Below are 16751 nucleotides of genomic sequence, written 5' to 3'. Positions count from 1 at the left end.
TGTGGGGGATCTGGATTGGCATCTTTGCGCCATAATCGACAACCGATATTCCATTGAGGCCAATATTTGCATGCGCCCACTCCTGTCCCGCGACCTGGCTTCTTCCGACGAGGGCCCGGTGCTGATTGCCCGGGTCCTGGAACAGGCCGACCTGCGCGCCACCGAACCGCACCGGCACGCCCGGGGCCAATTGCTGGGGTCCACCCGGGGGTTGGTCTCCGTCCAGGCAGACTTGAAGCGCTGGGTGGTCCCGGCCACTCATGCCGTCTGGATACCGCCGGACCTGCTGCACAGCCTTCGCTCCCACGGGCCCTTCGCAGGGTGGAGCCTCTATCTCACACCCCAGGCCTGCGGCGGGATGCCCGAGGAGCCCTGTGTACTGGCCATGTCCGGATTGCTGAGGGAGGCCGTAGGGCGCGCCGCCACCTGGGACGCCCGGCGGCTGGAGCCTGCGCAGCGGCGCCTGGCCTGGGTGATGCTCGATGAAATGCGATCCCTGCCCGAGGTGCCGCTGGGCTTGCCGATTCCACGCGACGCGCGCCTGAGGACCCTCGCGGCGGCGCTGTGCGATGCCCCGGGCGATGACACCGGCATGACCGCCTGGGCCAGGCGCGTGGGTATCGCACCCCGCACATTGACGCGACGCTTTGTCGAGGAAACGGGCTTCACCTTCACCGCCTGGCGGCAGCGGGCGAGATTGCTCCGTGCCGTCGAGCTGTTGGCGGCCGGCACACCCGTCACCACCGTCGCCCTGGAGCTGGGCTATGTGAATGTCAGCGCCTTCATCGCGTTGTTCAGGCGAGCCTTCGGGACCACGCCGGGGCGCTGGGAAGGGTGGAGGGCGGACCCAACGCCCCATGAATCCGACCTTCGCGCCTTGCCCGCTCGCAGGGGCGACGGTGTTTTCGACGTCCCCGACATATCGTCAGGGAATTGCACCGACAGTGGCGCCTCTGCACCACGGGGCCCTTAAAATACCGGCACCCATCAATAACAAGAATCCCCGGTGCCCTGACCGTGAAAATCCAACCACTTCCACCCCTGCACAGCCTGGTGGCATTCGAGTCGGCGGCTCGCCATCTGAGCTTCACCCTCGCGGCGAAGGAGCTGAATGTCACCCAGGGTGCCATCAGCCGCCAGGTCCGGCTGCTGGAGGACTACCTGGGCAAGGCGCTCTTTACCCGCACCACCCGCAGCATGAGCCTGACGCCCACCGGCACGCTGTATTTCGACACGGTGCGGGACTGCATGCTGCACCTGGCACGGACCACCGGAGAGATCCGCCAGTGGCGTGGCGACCAGCAGGTGACGGTGGCCACCAGCACGGCCATGGCCTCGCTCTGGCTGCTGCCCAAGGTGGCGGAGTTCCAGCGCCAGCACGAAGAGATCGACCTGCGGATCATCGCCCACGACCATGTGAAGGACTACTCCCGCCTGGAGAGCGACCTGTCGCTGTACTACTGCCACACGCCGCCGAAGGGCATGGAGGTCACGCCGCTGTTCTCCGAGGAGATCTTCCTGGTGTGCAGCCCGGCTTATCTGGCCCGTCATCCCCAGTTGGCGACCGTCGAAGGGCTGGCGTCCTGCACCTGGCTCTGGCTGGAGGACTCCCAACGGGACTGGATCGGCTGGCCGGAGTGGTTCAAGCGCCTGGGACAAGAGCCCATCACGCCGAAGCACCGGGTCAATATCAACAGCTACAGCATGCTGATCCAGTCGGCAATCAGTGGCCAGGGCGTGGCGCTGGCCTGGAACAAGCTGGTGGATGACCCTCTGAGCACGGGGGCGCTGGTCAAGCCCAACGACCTGGTGCTGCGCACGGACGCCCAGTTCTGCCTGCTGGAAAACCCCAGCGAGCGCGGTCCCCGTGAAAGCGTGCGGCTGTTCCGCGACTGGCTGATGGCCCAGCCCTCGGTGCAGGCAGGGTAGGGCGTACCCACAACGACAGAAGCCGACCGCTTGTGGCGGTCGGCTTCTGCGCTTCCAGGTGGCCCTTGCGGGCCGCTGTCAGCCGGCTCGTTTCGCGGTCAGGCCGAGATCCAGAGCCCCGCCCGATACCGCTCCGCCAATGTGCGGGACGCCCTCCGGGGTGTGCTCCTGCAGGGGGTTACGGCTGCCCGGGGGTAACTGGGGCAGGCCGCCAGCGGCTTCCTGGCGCAGGCTGCGCATCAGGGTGTAGCTGATCAGCAGGATGAAGGCGGCAATGGGCAGGCCGGCGGCGATGCTGGCCATCTGGATGGCCTTGAGCCCGCCCGCCAGCAGCAGGCCCGTGGCGATGGCGCCCTCCAGCACGCACCACAGCAGGCGGATGCTCTGGGGCGGGTTGGTGCTGCCCAGGGAGTTCAGCGTACAGAGCACCTGGGTGCCCGAGTCGGCGGAGGTGATGAAGTAGGTCGCCAGCAGGAGGCAGACCAGCACGCTGAGGGCCTGGCCGAGCAGGCCGGTGTCGATCTTCTGCAGCAGGGTGAACATGGCCGCGGTGGTTTCCTGCTTGGTGGCCAGGAGCACGGTGCCACCTTCGAACCTGGCCTGCTCGCCCTGCAGCTGGCCGCTGGCGACCTGTTGCTCGTGCAATCGGCGGTCGTCCTGTTCGCTCTTCAGGGCCGCGCCGCCGAAGACCGACATCCAGATGATGGTCACCAGGGTGGGGACCAGCAGCGCGCCGGCGATCAGTTCGCGGATGGTGCGGCCCTTGGAGATGCGGGCGATGAACAGGCCGACGAAGGGGCCCCAGGTCATCCACCAGGGCCAGTAGAAGGCGGTCCACCAGTTCTGCCAGCCGCTGTCCTTCTGGGTATCGCTCCAGAAGCTCAGGCCGATGATGTTCTGGGCGTAGTCACCGGTGCTTTCCAGCATCAGGTTGAGGATGTAGCGGGTCGGGCCCAGCACCAGGATGAGCGCCACCAGGACCACCGACAGCAGCATGTTCCATTCGGACAGGCGTTTCATGCCCCGGGACACGCCGGCCATGACCGAGACGGTGGTGACCAGGGTGATGAGGACGATCAGGGCGATCTGCACGCCCAGGCTGATGGGCAGGTCGAACACCTGGCTCAGCCCCGTGTTCATCTGCACCACGCCAAGCCCCAGGGACTGGGACACGCCGAAGGCGGTAATGACCACCGCGAGGATGTCCACCGCATGGCCGATGGGACCGTAGATGCGGTCGCCGATCAGTGGGTAGAGGATCGAGCGCATGGTCAGCGGCAGGCCCTTGCGGTAGGCGAAGTAGGCCAGGCCGAGGCCGACGATGGTGAAGATCGCCCAGGGATGCAGGCCCCAGTGGAACAGGGTGATGCGCATGGCGGCGCTGGCCGCTTCATCGGTCAGCCCGGTGGCGAAGGGGTTGCCCGCGTAATGCCACATGGGCTCGGCCACCGACCAGAAGATCAGGCCGATGCCCATGCCGCCGCTGAACAGCATCGCGATCCAGGAACCGAAACTGAACTCGGGGGTGTCCTCGTCGCGGCCGAGCTTGATCTGCCCGTAGCGACTGCACATCAGGTAGATCAGCAGGCCCAGCACGCCGGTGACGGAGGCCAGGTAGAACCACTTGAAGTTCTGCAGGATGAAGTCGGAAGCGCTCTGGAACACCGCGCTCGCGCGCTCGGCGAAGAGGGCGCACGACAGTACGAAAGTTACGACGGCCAGCAACGAGATGATCGTTACGGCGGGATTGAGGCCTTTCAGCAGACCTGACTCGGCACGCATGGATTGTCCCCTTTTGTTCTTGTTCAAGGGTTTCTGGATCAGGCTGGGTTGAAGTCGAACACCCGCAGTTGCGTCGGCTTCACCCGGGTTCGTTTCGGACCAGCGCCCGGAACGTGGCAACAAAATGGGGGAGACCTGGGCTTCCGGCAAACCATTTGTAGTCATCAACTCATTACTTGAACTCACTAATTCGAGGCGTCGCTGGAATTTCCCTGGTCCCCGTCTGTTTTGCCTTCTGAGAACAGGCGTGGCGATCAATTGATGATTAAAAGTAATAAATAGATCTGAAATAAATCGTTTGTCCGAGGTTCGACCTCTTGCTGAAACTTTGCCCCAGGCATCGAGGCCCAGCCTGCCGTGCAACCCACAAGAGAGAACAAGAATGACCCTCCCGAACGATTCCCGCCTGATTCCGACCCACGTCCTGGAAACCGTCCTGGCGCCCATTCATGAAGCCCACGGCCTGACCAACGCCTTCTACACCGAACAGCGTTACTTCGAGCTGGAACGCGACCAGGTGCTCGGCCGCAACTGGGCCTGCATCGGCTTCGCCAGCGACCTGCCGAAGAACAGCTACGTGAAACCGGTGGATTTCATGGGCCTGCCGCTGCTGCTGATGCGCAACCGCGAGGGCCTGGTTCAGGTCTTCCACAACGTCTGCAGCCACCGCGGCGTGAAGCTGGTGCAGGAAGCCGGCGAAGTGCAGGGCGTGGTCCGTTGCCCCTACCACTCCTGGACCTATGACCTGAATGGCGGCCTGAAAGGCACGCCGCACGTCGGCGGCATCAACCAGCACAAGGACGAACGCTTCGCCTGCGAGAAACACGGCCTCAAGGCGCTGCGCAGCGCCATCTGGATGGACATGGTGTTCATCAACCTGTCGGGCGACGCCCCCGCCTTGGAAGAGCAACTGGCGCCGCTGACCGAGCGCTGGTCCCAATTCCTCGGCAGTGAGGGCATGGGCCTGATTCGCCGCGAAGCCAACGGCGGCGCCATGGCCATCGAGGTGAACTGCAACTGGAAACTGGCGGTGGAGAACTACTGCGAGGCCTACCACCTGCCCTGGGTACACCCGAGCCTGAACAGCTATTCGCGGCTGGAAGACCACTACAACATCATGTTCGAGCAGTTCGCCGGCCAGGGCAGCCATGCCTACAACCTGTCCGACGTCGCCGGTACCCAGCTGCCGATCTTCCCGTCCTGGCCCAAGGATCGCCTGCGCACCGCCGAGTACGTGGCCTTCTTCCCCAACGTGCTGCTGGGCATCCAGGCCGACCACGCATTCGCCATGATGCTGGAGCCGGTGGCGCCCGGTAAGACCATCGAGCACCTGCGCCTCTTCTACGTGGGCGACGAGGCCCTGGACGTCCGCTTCGAGCCCGCCCGTCGCGCGGTGATGGAGTCCTGGCGCGTGGTGTTCGCCGAGGACATCGCCTCGGTGGAAGGCATGCAGAAGGGCCGTCATTCCCCGGGCTACGGCGGCGGCGCCTTCTCTCCGGAGATGGACCTGCCGACCCACTACTTCCACAAGTGGGCCGCCAACCAGCTGCTCGATTGCGCCCGCAACGCCTGAGGTGATGGCCATGTATCCGATCGCAGCTCATTGGCTGAACTTCATCGACGGTCACTGGACCGACAGCGAGGGGCGCCTCGATGTGAACAACCCCGGCACCACCGAACGGGTGGCCACCGTCGCCCAGGCGTCGGTGGCGGATGCCGAACACGCCCTGCAGGCGGCGCGTCGTTGCGCCGACAGCGGCGAGCTGACCCGGGCGCGTCCGGCCCAGCGGGTCGCCTGGCTGCTGGAGATCGCCGCGCAGATCCGCGCGGTGACCGAGGAGGGCGCCTGGGTCCTCTGCCAGGAGAACGGCAAGAGCCTGCGCGACGCCCGCGACGAGTTCGTCGAGGCGGCGCGCTACTTCGAGTACTACGCCGGCATGGCGGACAAGATCGAGGGGACCTCCATTCCCCTGGGCAATGGCTACATGGACTTCACCGTCTACGACCCCATGGGTGTGTCGCTGCAGATCGTGCCCTGGAATTTCCCGGTGTCCATCTGCGCGCGTTCCCTGGCGCCGGCCCTGGCGGCCGGCAACGCGGTGGTGATCAAGTCCCCGGAACTGTCGCCGCTGGGCCTCTGCGTGCTGCTCAAGGCCATCGAGCGCGCCGGGCTGCCCCGGGGCGCGGTCAACCTGATCTGCGGCCGGGGCCGTGAAGTGGGGGCGTACCTCGCCGGTCACCGCGACGTCGACCAGATCGTCTTCACCGGTTCGGTCGGCACCGGCCAGAGCATCCTGCGCTCGGCGGCGGAACATGCCATTCCCAGCGTGATGGAGCTGGGCGGCAAATCGGCGGCCCTGGTGTTCCCCGACGCCGACCGCGAGCAACTGCTGGCCAGCGTGCGCAACGGCATTTTCTTCAATGCCGGCCAGGTCTGCTCGGCCATGTCGCGCCTCCTGGTCCAGCGGACGGTCTACGAGGAGGTGGTGGCCGAGGTGGTGGCCATGGCGGAAGGGCTGAAGGTCGGGCTGGGTCAGGACGATCCCGACCTGACCCCGGTGATTTCCGCCGCCCAGTTGGAGGGCATCCAGGCGCTGTGCCGCCGGGCCCAGGAGGAGGGCGCGGTGGTGGCCACCGGCGGCGAGGCCATCAGCGGCCTGCGCGGCCACTACATGGCGCCGACGGTGTTCCGGGACGTATCGCCGGACATGGAGATCGCCCGGACCGAGGTGTTCGGTCCGGTGCTGGCGGTGATTCCCTTCGACTCCGAAGAGGAGGCCATCGCCATCGCCAACGGTACCGAGTTCGGCCTGGTGGCCGGGGTGTTCACCCAGGACCTCAACCGGGCCCTGCGCTGCGCGCGACGCCTGTGCGCCGGCCAGGTGTTCGTCAACGAGTGGTACGCGGGTGGCATCGAGACGCCCTTCGGCGGGGTGGGGCTGTCCGGCTTCGGTCGGGAGAAAGGCCAGGAGGCCCTCTACAGCTATGTCCGGACCAAGAACCTGGCCTTGCGCATCCAGGGCGAATGAGGGCGACGGCGATGAAGAAGTGGCTCTGCGTGATCTGTGGCCTGGTCTACGACGAGGCCCTCGGCTGGCCCGACGACGGCATCGCTCCCGGCACCCGCTGGGAGGACGTTCCCGAGGACTGGCTCTGCCCCGACTGCAAGGTCGGCAAGTCCGATTTCGAGATGATCGAGATCAGTGAACCCCCGACCGCCGTGGCCGCCCCTGTGGCCGCTCCCGTGGCGGCGGTGGTCCAGCCGCTGGCGCCGGCCGTGCCGGCCCAGCCGGTGGTGATCATCGGCAGCGGCCATGCCGGTTACGGCCTGGCCCAGGCGCTGCGCAAGGCGGACCCGAAGCTGGAGATCCGCGTGCTCACCCAGGAAAGCGGCCACCTGTATTCCAAGCCGGCGCTGTCCATCGCCCTGGCCCAGGGGCGCAGCGCCGCCGCCCTGGCGACCGAGAGCCCTCTGGCCCTGGAACGGCGCCTGGGGATCCGCATCCACACCCATTGCCGGGTGGAGCGCATCGATGTGCAGGCGCGGCGTCTCTACACCAGCCTGGGCGAGATGGACTACGGCCAACTGGTGCTGGCCAGCGGCGCGGCGCCGGTGCGCCTGTCCATCGAGGGCGACGCCGATGCGCTGCTGAGCGTGAACAACCTGCAGGACTACCGCGAGTTCCGCGAGCGCCTCGACGGCGTGCGCCGGGTGGCGATCCTCGGCGACGGGCTGATCGGCTGCGAGTTCGCCAACGACCTGGCCGACAGCGGCTACCAGGTGCGGGTGATCGGCCTGGGCGCCTGGCCCATGGAGCGCCTGCTGCCGGAACCGGCCGGGCGGCAATTGCAGGACGCCTTGTCCGCCCTGGGCGTGGACTGGAACCTGCGCACCACGCTGCAGCGCATCGAGCGGCAGGACAACGGCTATCGCCTGCTGCTTGCCGATGGCCAGCGGGTGGAGGCGGACCTGGTGCTTTCCGCCGTGGGACTGCGTCCCAACCTGGAACTGGCACTGGACGCGGGCCTGGCCTGCGGTCGTGGCATCCAGGTGAATGGCCTGTTGCAGACCTCGCAGCCCGGCATCTACGCCCTGGGTGACTGCATCGAGATCGGCGGCCAGCTGCTGCCCTACCTCGCGCCCATCAACGAGGGTATCCGCGCCCTTGCAAGGACCTTGCTGGGCCAGCCGACCCCGGTCAGCTACCCGCTGGCGCCGGTGACGGTGAAAACCCCGGCGGCGCCGCTCTGCCTGCTGCCGCCGCCGCTGCACTGCGATGGGCAATGGCGCTGGGACGCGACCGACGATGGCCTCTGCGCCGCCTTCCATGACCCGGCGGGCGACATGCGCGGCTTCGTGCTGCTGGGCCGGCAGGCCCAATCGAAACGCACCACCTGGCTGCAGAGCTGCCAGGACACCCAACAAGACGTGGCCTGAGGGCCGACACATGAACAGCATTGTCAAACTGCCCTGTGATGACCGCAGCTGCGGCTGGTACGCCGCGCTGCCCGAACCGCAACCCGCCCGCCGCCTGGTGGGCGAACAACGCGCCGACCATGTGGTGATCGGCGCCGGCTTTGCCGGCCTGGCCGCGGCGCGCCGCCTGGCCAGCCACCTGCCGCACGCCCGCATCCTGCTGGTGGACGCCCAGCGCGTCGGCTACGGGGCGTCCGGGCGCAACTCGGGCTTCGTCATCGACCTGCCCCACAAGTTCGCCCTGGAGCACCCGGACCCGTTGCACAAGCAGCGCCTGCTGGGCCTCAACCGCGCCGCCATCGACCAGTTGCAGACCCTGATCGGCCGCCACGGCATCGAGTGCCAGTGGTCCCACGCCGGGAAGTACCAGGGCGCGGTGGGCCCGCGCGGACTGGCTTACCTGGAGCATTTCGAATCGCTGCTGGCCGACCTTGGCGAGCCCTATCGGCTGGTGGAGCGTAGTGAACTGGCCAGCGTGCTGGGAACGGATCATTACAGCCGCGCCATCTTCACCCCGGGCTGCTACCTGATGCAGCCGGCGGCCCTGGTCCGTGGGCTGGGCGGCTCGCTGCCGGAAAACGTCGAAGTGCTTGAGGAATCACCCATCCAGCGCCTGGAAAAATCGTCCTCTGGCTGGGTCCTGCAGGGCAACGACGGGTGCATCCGCACCCCAAGCGTGTTGCTGGGTACCAGCATCTTCACCCAGGAATTCGGTTTCCTGCGCAATCGCCTGTTGCCGGTCATGACCTTCGCCAGCTGGACCCGGCCGCTCAGCGATGCCGAGATGGCCCGCGTCGGCGCCCAGGCGGACTGGGGCCTGACTCCCGCCGACCACGCCGGCACCACGGTGCGCATGACCCAGGACCGCCGCCTGATCATCCGCAACACCTACCGCCATGTGCCGCGCTACGGCCGCAGCGTCGACGACGCCACGCGCGCGCGCATCCGCGAGGATCACGCCAAGGCCTTCCGCGCCCGCTACCCGCAACTCGCCGAGGTGCCCTTCACCCACACCTGGGGCGGCGCCTATGCGATCTCGCGGAACTTCACCAACTTCTTCGGCCAGCTCGACGACGGCGTCTTCGCCACCGCCTGCGACAACGGCGTGGGCGCGGCCTGGGGCACCATCTCCGGGACCTTGCTGGCGGACCTGGTGGTCGGCGCCAGCTCGACCCAACTGGACGATATCCGCGCGGTGACCGGCATGCCCTCGCTGAACCCGCCGGAGCCCTTCCTCGGCCTTGGCGTCAGCACCCGTATCCGCTGGGCGGCCTGGAACAGCAGGAGCGAGCTATGAGCCGGATCCCCAGCGGCAAGGGGCCGGTGCGCCTGGTCGACCATCGCAACCTGGAGTTCGTCCACCGGGGCGGGCCGCCGGGCGGTGCCAGCGTCGCCCGTGCCCTCGGCAACGAGGTGTCGCCCCACCTGGGCGTCGGTTTCGCCCTGTGGGACGGCGCGGAGGTGGCCTGGACGCTGCTCTATGACGAAGTGATCTTCGTCATAGAGGGCTGTTTCGAACTCAAGGCCAATGGCGAGCTGTACCGGGTGGAGCCGGGCCAGCTGCTGTGGATTCCCGAGGGCACCGAGCTGGTCTACGGCGGTCATGCGCTGTTCGGCTACGTGGTCTACCCCGGGGATTGGAAACAACGCCACGGCCTCGCCTGACGGCGGTCCTCAACTCACCGGGGAACGGAATTGTTCGCACTCACCAAGGCGTTCGGAACCCTCTACGCGGCGACCCTGCTGATGCAGCTGGGTTCCAGCCTGCTGATGACCTACCTCGCCCTGCGCCTGGACGCGGCAGGCGCGGCGGAACTCTGGGGCGGCGGCCTGATGGCCGCCAATGCCCTGGGCATGGTATTCGGCGGGCGCATCGGCTACTGGCTGATCGGCCTCGTGTCCCATCCCCGCGCCTTCGTGGCCAGCGCGGGCGTCATCGTCACGGCGGTCCTCAGCCACCAGCTCAGCGATTCGCTCCCGCTCTGGCTGGCGCTGCGCTTCGTCGTGGGCGCGGCGATGATGTGCCAGCTGATGGTCATCGAAAGCTGGCTCAACGATTGCGCGCCGGAAGGCCGCCGTGGCAACACCCTGTCGGTGTACATGGTGGCCAGCTATGTCGGCATGATGCTCGGGCAACTGCTGCTCAGCTTCGGGAATGGCCTCGATACCCTGGCCCTGACCGGCGTGGCCATCGCCTTCGCCATCGGGCTGGTGCCCATGGCCATGCACCAGGGGCCGCAACCCAGCGGCATCACCCAGGTGCGGGTGCGGCCGATGCTCTATCTCCGCCGTCTGCCGCAAGCCTTGGGCACCATCCTCGCCTCCGGCCTGCTGAACGGCTGCTTATACGGCCTGACGCCGATCTTCGCCGCGCAGATGGGCTTCAGTCCGGCGCAGGTGGGGCAGTTCATGGCGCTCACCATCGCCGCCGGGCTGGCGGCCCAGTTGCCCCTGGGCAAGCTGTCGGATCGATTCTCCCGCGTGACGCTGATCCGCTGGACCGCCGCCTTGCTCGGCCTGGCCTACCTGCCGATGGCCTTCCTCCAGTCCCCCGGGTGGGGCGCGATCATGGTCATCGGGGCGGTGATCGGCTTCCTGCAATTCTGCCTCTATCCACTGGGCGTGGCCCGCGCCAACGAAAACCTGGAGTCCGAACTACGGGTCTCCGTCGCTGGCGCGCTGCTGATGACCTTCGGCATCGGTGCCAGCATCGGACCGCTGGTGGCCGGTGCCCTCATGGAGCGGCTGGGGCCGCAGGCGCTGTACCTCTTCGGCATCCTGGTCACCACGCTGGTGGTGTGCCTGGTGCGCGAGAAGACGGTCAAGGTGGCGGCGCTGCCAGTCCAGGGCGGGTAGGGCGCCTGCCGCTGGCGCGCGGTCTAACCATGGAGCATCCACGGCACGAAGATCGGCGAACTGGCGGAGCGCGCAGGGCTGGCGCCGGTGCGCAACCTGAAGGCCCCGCATCTTCAGGCCCTGTCGTTACGCGAGTGGCAACGCACCGCGATCGAGTCCGAAGCTATGTGCTGATTCGGCATTATAGTGCTGTTTAATCGGGCTCTTTGGTGGCAGTCAGTATTTAATTGCCGGATGTTTTCGCCAAGGCTATATTTTCGGTAATCAAGTACCGATTGGTTGAGGATGGCATGTCCGAGCAACTCACGATCCAGGCCCACGTCGACGGCCAATGGCACGATGCGCTGGTGCTGGTCGTGGACGCGCCACAGAAGGTAGCGGACGGCGTCTGCTCGGCCGCCTACAACCAGGCGTACCTCCTGAGGTTCATCGACCGGATCGAGTCGCCCTTCGAGACGGCGGTAAGTCTCAACCTGCCGCTGAGCTGGACCTCCGTCCGCAGCCGCGGCTACCCGGCCTTCATTCACGACATCGTGCCGGCGGGGGCTGCGCGCCGCTCCCTGGAGGCCCGTTTCGCCGCCGACAAGCCGGCAGGGCTGGACATGGAATTCTTCCTGCTCAAGCACTGCACGCCCGCGCCGATCGGCCACTTGCGGGTCAAGGAGTCGTTCGAGCGGATCGCCTCGCTCGGCACTCTGGCCTTTCCCCGGACGGACGTGGTGGAGCGCACCAACGACTTCCTTGAATACGCCTATGAACAGGGTGCGGCGATGGGCGGCGCCACGGGCGCCCAGGGCGAGGCGCCCAAGCTGCTCATGAGCGAGGATGACGCAGGTGGGTTGCACGCGGATGCGGCGCTGGCCGATGACCGGGTGCGTCGCCACTGGCTGGTGAAGTTCGCCCGCAACCGGGTGACCGAGCGCGACCGCAACATCCTGCGTGCCGAGTACCACTACTACCGGGCCATCGCCGAACTGGGGCTGGAGACTGTGTCGACGGATGGCCTGGCGCTGGAGGAGGCGGAACGGCCCAGCCTCTGGATGCCACGTTTCGACCGCAGGGTGGTGGCGGGGCGAGTGCAGCGCATTCCCATGGAGTCGATCTACTCCATCTGCGGGAACACCGTCCCCGGCTCGCCGATGAAGCACGAGGCGGTGCTGCGACGCCTGGCTGGCCTTTGGATGCTGAACCAGCAGCTCGATGAGATCGACGACCTGGCCTTCGAGTATGTCCGCCGCGACCTGCTCAACCGCATCCTCGGCAATTCGGACAACCATGGCCGCAACACCTCGATCTTTCGCTGGCAGGGGCGCTTCCAGCTGGCTCCGATCTATGACCTCGCGCCCATGGTGCTCGACCCCGAAGGGGTGACCCGGACGACCAAGTGGGAAAGCGAGCGACTGGGCGCCCCGGATTGGCCAGCCGTGTGCGCGTCCCTGGAGGGACTGACGGACCCCGCACGCCTGCTGGCACGGCTCAAGGATGCGGCACAGGTGTTCCGCGCGCTGCCGGGGTTGCTGGTCGGGCTTCCGGACGAGGTGCGTCGAGCACCGTCCATTCCGCTGAACAACCTGGATGCCAGACTGAAAGACTGGGGGCTGCTATGAACGAGATTTCCGTGGAGGAGCGCCAGCGGCGCATCGAGGACATCCTCGAACTGAACCGCCAGGGGCGGGAAACCCTGGGCACGGCGATCCGACGTCTTCGCGTCGAGGTCACCGGGCTCGACCAGGAAACCTTCGCATCCATGTGCCGGATGTCGACCAAGGCGCTCTACCAACTGGAAACCGACAGGGGCAACCCGACCCTGAACACCCTCAACGGCATCCTGCGGCTCTTCGGCATGACGATGGCGCTGGCGCCGCTAGCGCCTGTTTCAGGCCTCGTGGAAGAGGCACCCAGGCCACTGCGGCGGCGCGGGACGAGGCCGCCGGGCAGGGCGTCGGCGAGCCGTTGAAGGCGGCCTGCGTCACTCGCGCCAGCGTTTGAGCAGCATCTCGATGAACAGCTCGGCGGTGCTGGAGAGCGGTTCGCCGTCGCGGCGCACCAGGCCGATCGTGCGTTCGATGTGCGGTGGCGGCAGTTCGCGCGAACAGAGGTTCTCGTGCTCCGCGTCCGGCATCGCCATGCGCGGCAGGATGGCCACGCCGAGGCCGCATTCCACCAGGCCGAGGGAGGTGGACAGGTGTTGCACCTCATAGAACCCGTTCAGGCGGATGCCGTGGCCGGAGAGGGCGCTGTCCAGCAGCATGCGGTTTCCGCTGTCACGGCTGACCGTGATCAGCCGCACGCCCTGCAGGTCATGCCAGCCCACTTCCTGCAGCGCGGCCAGCGGGTGGTCGCTGCGCATGGCGAGGACGAAGGGATCCCGTAGCAGGGGCGTGAAGCTCACGTCCGGGTGCTGGGCGCTGATCATGTTGATGCCGAAGTCGGCGTCGCCGCTGACGACGCGCTCCAGGCCCTCATTGGCGCTGACGTCGAGGATGCGAATGCGGATGCCCGGATAGGCCTCGTTGAAGACGCGGATCACGCTGGGCAGGAAGTAGAACGCCGCAGTAGGGATGCAGGCGATGGTCACTGTGCCTTTCTGGTGGGTCTTGAGCTCGCGGATGCCCTGCAGTGACGACTCGTAGTCCTCCAGCATGCGCCGTGCGCGGGGCAGGTAGTCCTTGCCCACTTCGGTCAGCCAGGTGCGCCGGGTGGTGCGCTCCAGCAGCTTGGCCCCGAGGGTTTCCTCGAGCTTCTGCAGGCGGCGGGAGAGGGCGGGTTGGGAGAGGTGCAGGGCCTGGGCGGCTTCCTGGAACGACTGCGACTCGGCCACCCGGACGAAGGCGGCGAGATCAAGGAATTCTATTCGATGCATGAAAGGTCATTCCCTTATCCGTTATACGCATTAATCCGATTTGGTTATTTATCGGCTCTGATATTTGCATTTGAAGCATTAAATCGCGGCTGACAAGCTCTGTCCATCGTTGGAACGGTCATGGGTTAGACCAAGATGATGAACAGCATCCCCTGCATGATCATGCGCGGCGGCACCTCCCGCGGCCCCTTCATCCACATGGCGGACCTGCCTGAATCCGTCGAGGCGAGGAGCGAGGTCCTGCTCGACCTGATGGGTTCCGGCCACCCGCTCCAGGTGGACGGCATCGGCGGCGGCAACTCCCTCACCAGCAAGGTGGCGATCGTGGGTCGCTCCTCGCGCCGCGACGCGGATGTGGACTACCTCTTCGCCCAGGTGGACATCACCGAGCGCCGGGTCGACTACACGCCCAACTGCGGCAACATGCTCTCGGCCGTCGGCCCCTTCGCCATCGAGACCGGCCTGGTGGCGCCGACCTACGGTGAAACCCGGGTGCGGGTGTTCAACCTCAATACCCAGCGGATCATCGAGTGCTTCGTGCCGACGCCCCGTGGACGGGTGGAGTACGAGGGCGAAACCAGCATCAGCGGCGTACCGGGCAGCGCGGCGGGCATCCGCCTGAGCTTCCTCGACGTGGCCGGCGCCAAGACCGGCGCGCTGCTGCCCACCGGAAAGGCCCTGGATCTGATCGACGGTGTGGAGGTCAGCTGCATCGACGCCGCCACCCCGACGGTGCTCATCCGCGCCGCTGACCTGGGGGTGGACGGCCACGCCGACCCCGCCGTGCTGGATGCCGATGCGGCGATGCTCGCGCGTCTCGAAGGCATCCGCCTGGAGGCCGGACGGCGCATGGGCATGGGTGACGTGAGCCAGTCGGTCCTGCCCAAGCCCATCCTGCTGAGCGCCGCCAGCAGCGGCGACGGCACGCTCTGCGCGCGCTACTTCGTGCCCCATCGCTGCCACAAGGCCCTGGCCGTCACCGGCGCCATCGCGCTGGGCGTGGCGGTCAACGTCCCCGGCAGCATCGCGCAACGGCTGGCCCTGGACAGCGGGCGTACCGAGGCGGGGCGGTCGCTGGAGTCCATCCGCATCGAGCACCCGTCCGGCCACCTCGACCTCAAGGTCGAACTGCGTGGCGGCAACCCCATGGATATCGCCCGCGTTTCGCTGATCCGCACAGCCCGCAAGATCATGGACGGCCGCCTGTTCTACCGCATTCCGGACGCCCTGCACTGAGCGCAGGGCGCCCGCCTCCAACCTCCCGACAACAATCACAAGACGGGTACATCGCCATGCTTTCCATGCCCCTGGTCCGCCTCTCCGAGTTCAACCGGCCGTTGCCTTCGCGCCTCTACGAAACCGACTGACGGGGCCCTTGCGCGCCCCGGTGATTAGCGGCTTCATGGCAGGCGGTTCGCCACGCTTGCCTGAGGCTGGAACCCCATAATTACAAGAGTCCAACGCCATGCTTTCTCTGCTCGGCTTGTCCATGGTGGTCGTGTTCACCTACCTGATCATGACCAAACGCCTTTCCCCGGTCGTGGCCCTGACCCTGGTCCCCATCGCTTTCGCGCTCGTCGGCGGCTTCGCGCCCGAGCTCGGCAAGATGATGCTCGATGGCCTGAAAACCGTGGCACCTTCGGCAGCGCTGCTGCTCTTCGCCATCCTGTTCTTCGGCATCATGATCGACGCCGGCCTGTTCGATCCGCTGATCCGCCGGATTCTCCAGACGGTGAACGGCAACCCGGTGAAGATCGCCATCGGCACCGCGCTGCTGTCGCTGATGGTCGCCCTGGACGGCGACGGCACCACCACCTATATGATCACCGTCGCGGCCATGCTGCCCCTGTACCGGCGCATTGGCATGAACCCCCTGGTGCTGGCCTGCATCGCCATGCTCTCCCTCAGCATCATGAGCGGCATGAGCCCCTGGGGCGGCCCGGCCACCCGCGCCATCGCGGTGCTGGGCCTGGATGCCAGCCACTACTTCATTCCCATGCTGCCGACCATGATCGGCGGGGCGGCGTGGGTTGTCTTCACCGCCTGGGTGCTGGGGCGCCGCGAGCTGAAGCGCATCGGCAGCGTGCACCTGAAGACCGGCGGCGACGACTGCTACATCAAGGCCATCCTCGCGGACAGCCCGCACAAGCGGCCGCGCCGCATCCTGGTGAACCTGTTGCTGGTGATCGCGGTGATGACCGCCCTGGTGATGGGCCTGATGAACGCCGCGGTGCTGTTCATGCTCGGCTTCGTGATGGCGCTGATGGTCAACTACCCGCGCCTCGAAGAGCAGAAGGAGCGCATCCTCGCCCACTCGGGCAACGCCATGACCGTGGTGCTGCTGGTGTTCGCCGCCGGGGTCTTCGCCGGAATCTTCTCCGGCACCAAGATGGTCGATTCCCTGGCCAACTCCCTGGTCGAGATGATTCCCGCCAGCTGGGGCCGCATCTTCCCGCTGGTCGTCGCCATCACCAGCATGCCGCTGACCTTCGTCCTCTCCAACGACGCCTACTACTTCGGCATGGTGCCCATCCTCGCCCAGGCGGCCTCGGCCTACGGCATCGACCCGGTGGAAATCGCCCGCGCCTCGGTGCTGGGCCAGCCGGTGCACCTGATGAGCCCCCTGGTCGCCTCCACGCTGCTGCTGGTCGGCATGGTCGACCGCGACATCGGCGACTTCCAGCGCTTCACCTGGAAGTGGGCGGTGCTGACCTCGCTGGTCATTACCGCGGTGGCCCTGCTCAGCGGCGCCATCACCCTGGTGGCCTGACCGTCCCCTTTCCCGATCCCTGACCGTCGCGCTCCACGCCGGAGCCCGGACACCTGCCTGTCAGACGAGGTTCA

Annotated in this window: 14 protein-coding genes; 12 read left to right on the top strand and 2 right to left on the bottom strand. The window is 66.8% G+C overall.

The genetic code is table 11. The features are described from left to right. Positions 1–70: 70 nt before the first annotated feature. Together KF707C_RS15230 and KF707C_RS15225 are read left to right on the top strand one after the other, a co-directional pair. Entirely contained in the window at positions 71–973 is a 903-nt protein-coding gene (locus KF707C_RS15230; RefSeq protein ID WP_003450603.1) for an AraC family transcriptional regulator, read from the top strand. A 44-nt stretch (positions 974–1017) separates the two neighbouring features. Further along, entirely contained in the window at positions 1018–1929 is a 912-nt protein-coding gene (locus KF707C_RS15225) for a LysR substrate-binding domain-containing protein (RefSeq protein ID WP_003450601.1), read from the top strand. 78 nt (positions 1930–2007) lie between these two features. On the opposite strand, the gene KF707C_RS15220 is transcribed toward KF707C_RS15225, so the two are convergent. Continuing rightward, positions 2008–3711: a BCCT family transporter gene (locus KF707C_RS15220; protein WP_036992354.1), complete on the bottom strand. Its 1704-nt coding sequence runs from the start codon at positions 3709–3711 to the stop codon at positions 2008–2010. A 382-nt stretch (positions 3712–4093) separates the two neighbouring features. On the opposite strand from KF707C_RS15220, the gene KF707C_RS15215 reads away from it, so the two are divergent. From KF707C_RS15215 to KF707C_RS15180, 8 genes are all read left to right on the top strand, one after another. Further along, complete coding sequence (locus KF707C_RS15215) at positions 4094–5284, top strand: aromatic ring-hydroxylating oxygenase subunit alpha (RefSeq protein WP_003450579.1); 1191 nt, start codon at positions 4094–4096, stop codon at positions 5282–5284. A gap of 10 nt (positions 5285–5294) precedes the next feature. Next, the gene (locus KF707C_RS15210; RefSeq protein WP_003450576.1) at positions 5295–6740 is read left to right on the top strand and encodes an aldehyde dehydrogenase family protein; all 1446 of its coding nucleotides are present in this window, start codon (positions 5295–5297) and stop codon (positions 6738–6740) included. An 11-nt stretch (positions 6741–6751) separates the two neighbouring features. Further along, positions 6752–8149 (top strand): FAD-dependent oxidoreductase, encoded by a 1398-nt coding sequence (locus KF707C_RS15205; RefSeq protein WP_096368035.1) that lies wholly within the window; start codon positions 6752–6754, stop codon positions 8147–8149. 10 nt (positions 8150–8159) lie between these two features. Next, positions 8160–9485, top strand: a complete 1326-nt coding sequence (locus KF707C_RS15200) for an NAD(P)/FAD-dependent oxidoreductase (RefSeq protein ID WP_003450569.1) — start codon at positions 8160–8162, stop codon at positions 9483–9485. Beyond that, complete coding sequence (locus tag KF707C_RS15195) at positions 9482–9853, top strand: cupin domain-containing protein (RefSeq protein ID WP_003450568.1); 372 nt, start codon at positions 9482–9484, stop codon at positions 9851–9853. Before KF707C_RS15200 ends, KF707C_RS15195 begins: the two co-directional genes overlap by 4 nt. A 30-nt stretch (positions 9854–9883) precedes the next feature. Beyond that, complete coding sequence (locus tag KF707C_RS15190; protein ID WP_003450567.1) at positions 9884–11044, top strand: MFS transporter; 1161 nt, start codon at positions 9884–9886, stop codon at positions 11042–11044. Between the two features lie 290 nt (positions 11045–11334). Further along, positions 11335–12651 (top strand): type II toxin-antitoxin system HipA family toxin, encoded by a 1317-nt coding sequence (locus tag KF707C_RS15185; protein WP_003450564.1) that lies wholly within the window; start codon positions 11335–11337, stop codon positions 12649–12651. Beyond that, positions 12648–13001: a helix-turn-helix domain-containing protein gene (locus tag KF707C_RS15180; RefSeq protein WP_003450553.1), complete on the top strand. Its 354-nt coding sequence runs from the start codon at positions 12648–12650 to the stop codon at positions 12999–13001. The genes KF707C_RS15185 and KF707C_RS15180 overlap by 4 nt, the downstream gene beginning before the upstream one ends. Before the next feature lie 12 nt (positions 13002–13013). Here the strand turns inward: KF707C_RS15180 and KF707C_RS15175 are convergent, their stop codons facing one another. Beyond that, positions 13014–13907, bottom strand: a complete 894-nt coding sequence (locus KF707C_RS15175; protein ID WP_003450552.1) for a LysR family transcriptional regulator — start codon at positions 13905–13907, stop codon at positions 13014–13016. 138 nt (positions 13908–14045) lie between these two features. Between KF707C_RS15175 and KF707C_RS15170 the strand changes: the two genes are divergently transcribed. Together KF707C_RS15170 and KF707C_RS15165 are read left to right on the top strand one after the other, a co-directional pair. Then, on the top strand, positions 14046–15143 hold the full coding sequence (locus KF707C_RS15170) for a 4-oxalomesaconate tautomerase (protein WP_167394929.1): 1098 nt from the start codon (positions 14046–14048) through the stop codon (positions 15141–15143). 229 nt (positions 15144–15372) lie between these two features. Then, positions 15373–16677 carry a CitMHS family transporter gene (locus KF707C_RS15165; RefSeq protein ID WP_003450544.1) on the top strand — a complete coding sequence of 435 codons (1305 nt, stop codon included), beginning with the start codon at positions 15373–15375 and terminating at the stop codon, positions 16675–16677. Positions 16678–16751: the final 74 nt, after the last annotated feature.

This window comes from Pseudomonas furukawaii, from assembly GCF_002355475.1.
GTDB classification, from domain to species: Bacteria; Pseudomonadota; Gammaproteobacteria; order Pseudomonadales; family Pseudomonadaceae; genus Metapseudomonas; species Metapseudomonas furukawaii.
This window is presented reverse-complemented; position numbering and strand designations above follow the sequence as displayed.

Coding starts and splice junctions, on each gene's coding strand:
- KF707C_RS15220 (WP_036992354.1), bottom strand. CDS start 3,711: ATGCGTGCCGAGTCAGGTCTGCTGAAAGGCCTCAATCCCGCCGTAACG.
- KF707C_RS15175 (WP_003450552.1), bottom strand. CDS start 13,907: ATGCATCGAATAGAATTCCTTGATCTCGCCGCCTTCGTCCGGGTGGCC.
- KF707C_RS15165 (WP_003450544.1), top strand. CDS start 15,373: ATGCTTTCTCTGCTCGGCTTGTCCATGGTGGTCGTGTTCACCTACCTG.
- KF707C_RS15205 (WP_096368035.1), top strand. CDS start 6,752: ATGAAGAAGTGGCTCTGCGTGATCTGTGGCCTGGTCTACGACGAGGCC.
- KF707C_RS15210 (WP_003450576.1), top strand. CDS start 5,295: ATGTATCCGATCGCAGCTCATTGGCTGAACTTCATCGACGGTCACTGG.
- KF707C_RS15185 (WP_003450564.1), top strand. CDS start 11,335: ATGTCCGAGCAACTCACGATCCAGGCCCACGTCGACGGCCAATGGCAC.
- KF707C_RS15170 (WP_167394929.1), top strand. CDS start 14,046: ATGAACAGCATCCCCTGCATGATCATGCGCGGCGGCACCTCCCGCGGC.
- KF707C_RS15230 (WP_003450603.1), top strand. CDS start 71: ATGCGCCCACTCCTGTCCCGCGACCTGGCTTCTTCCGACGAGGGCCCG.
- KF707C_RS15195 (WP_003450568.1), top strand. CDS start 9,482: ATGAGCCGGATCCCCAGCGGCAAGGGGCCGGTGCGCCTGGTCGACCAT.
- KF707C_RS15215 (WP_003450579.1), top strand. CDS start 4,094: ATGACCCTCCCGAACGATTCCCGCCTGATTCCGACCCACGTCCTGGAA.
- KF707C_RS15180 (WP_003450553.1), top strand. CDS start 12,648: ATGAACGAGATTTCCGTGGAGGAGCGCCAGCGGCGCATCGAGGACATC.
- KF707C_RS15200 (WP_003450569.1), top strand. CDS start 8,160: ATGAACAGCATTGTCAAACTGCCCTGTGATGACCGCAGCTGCGGCTGG.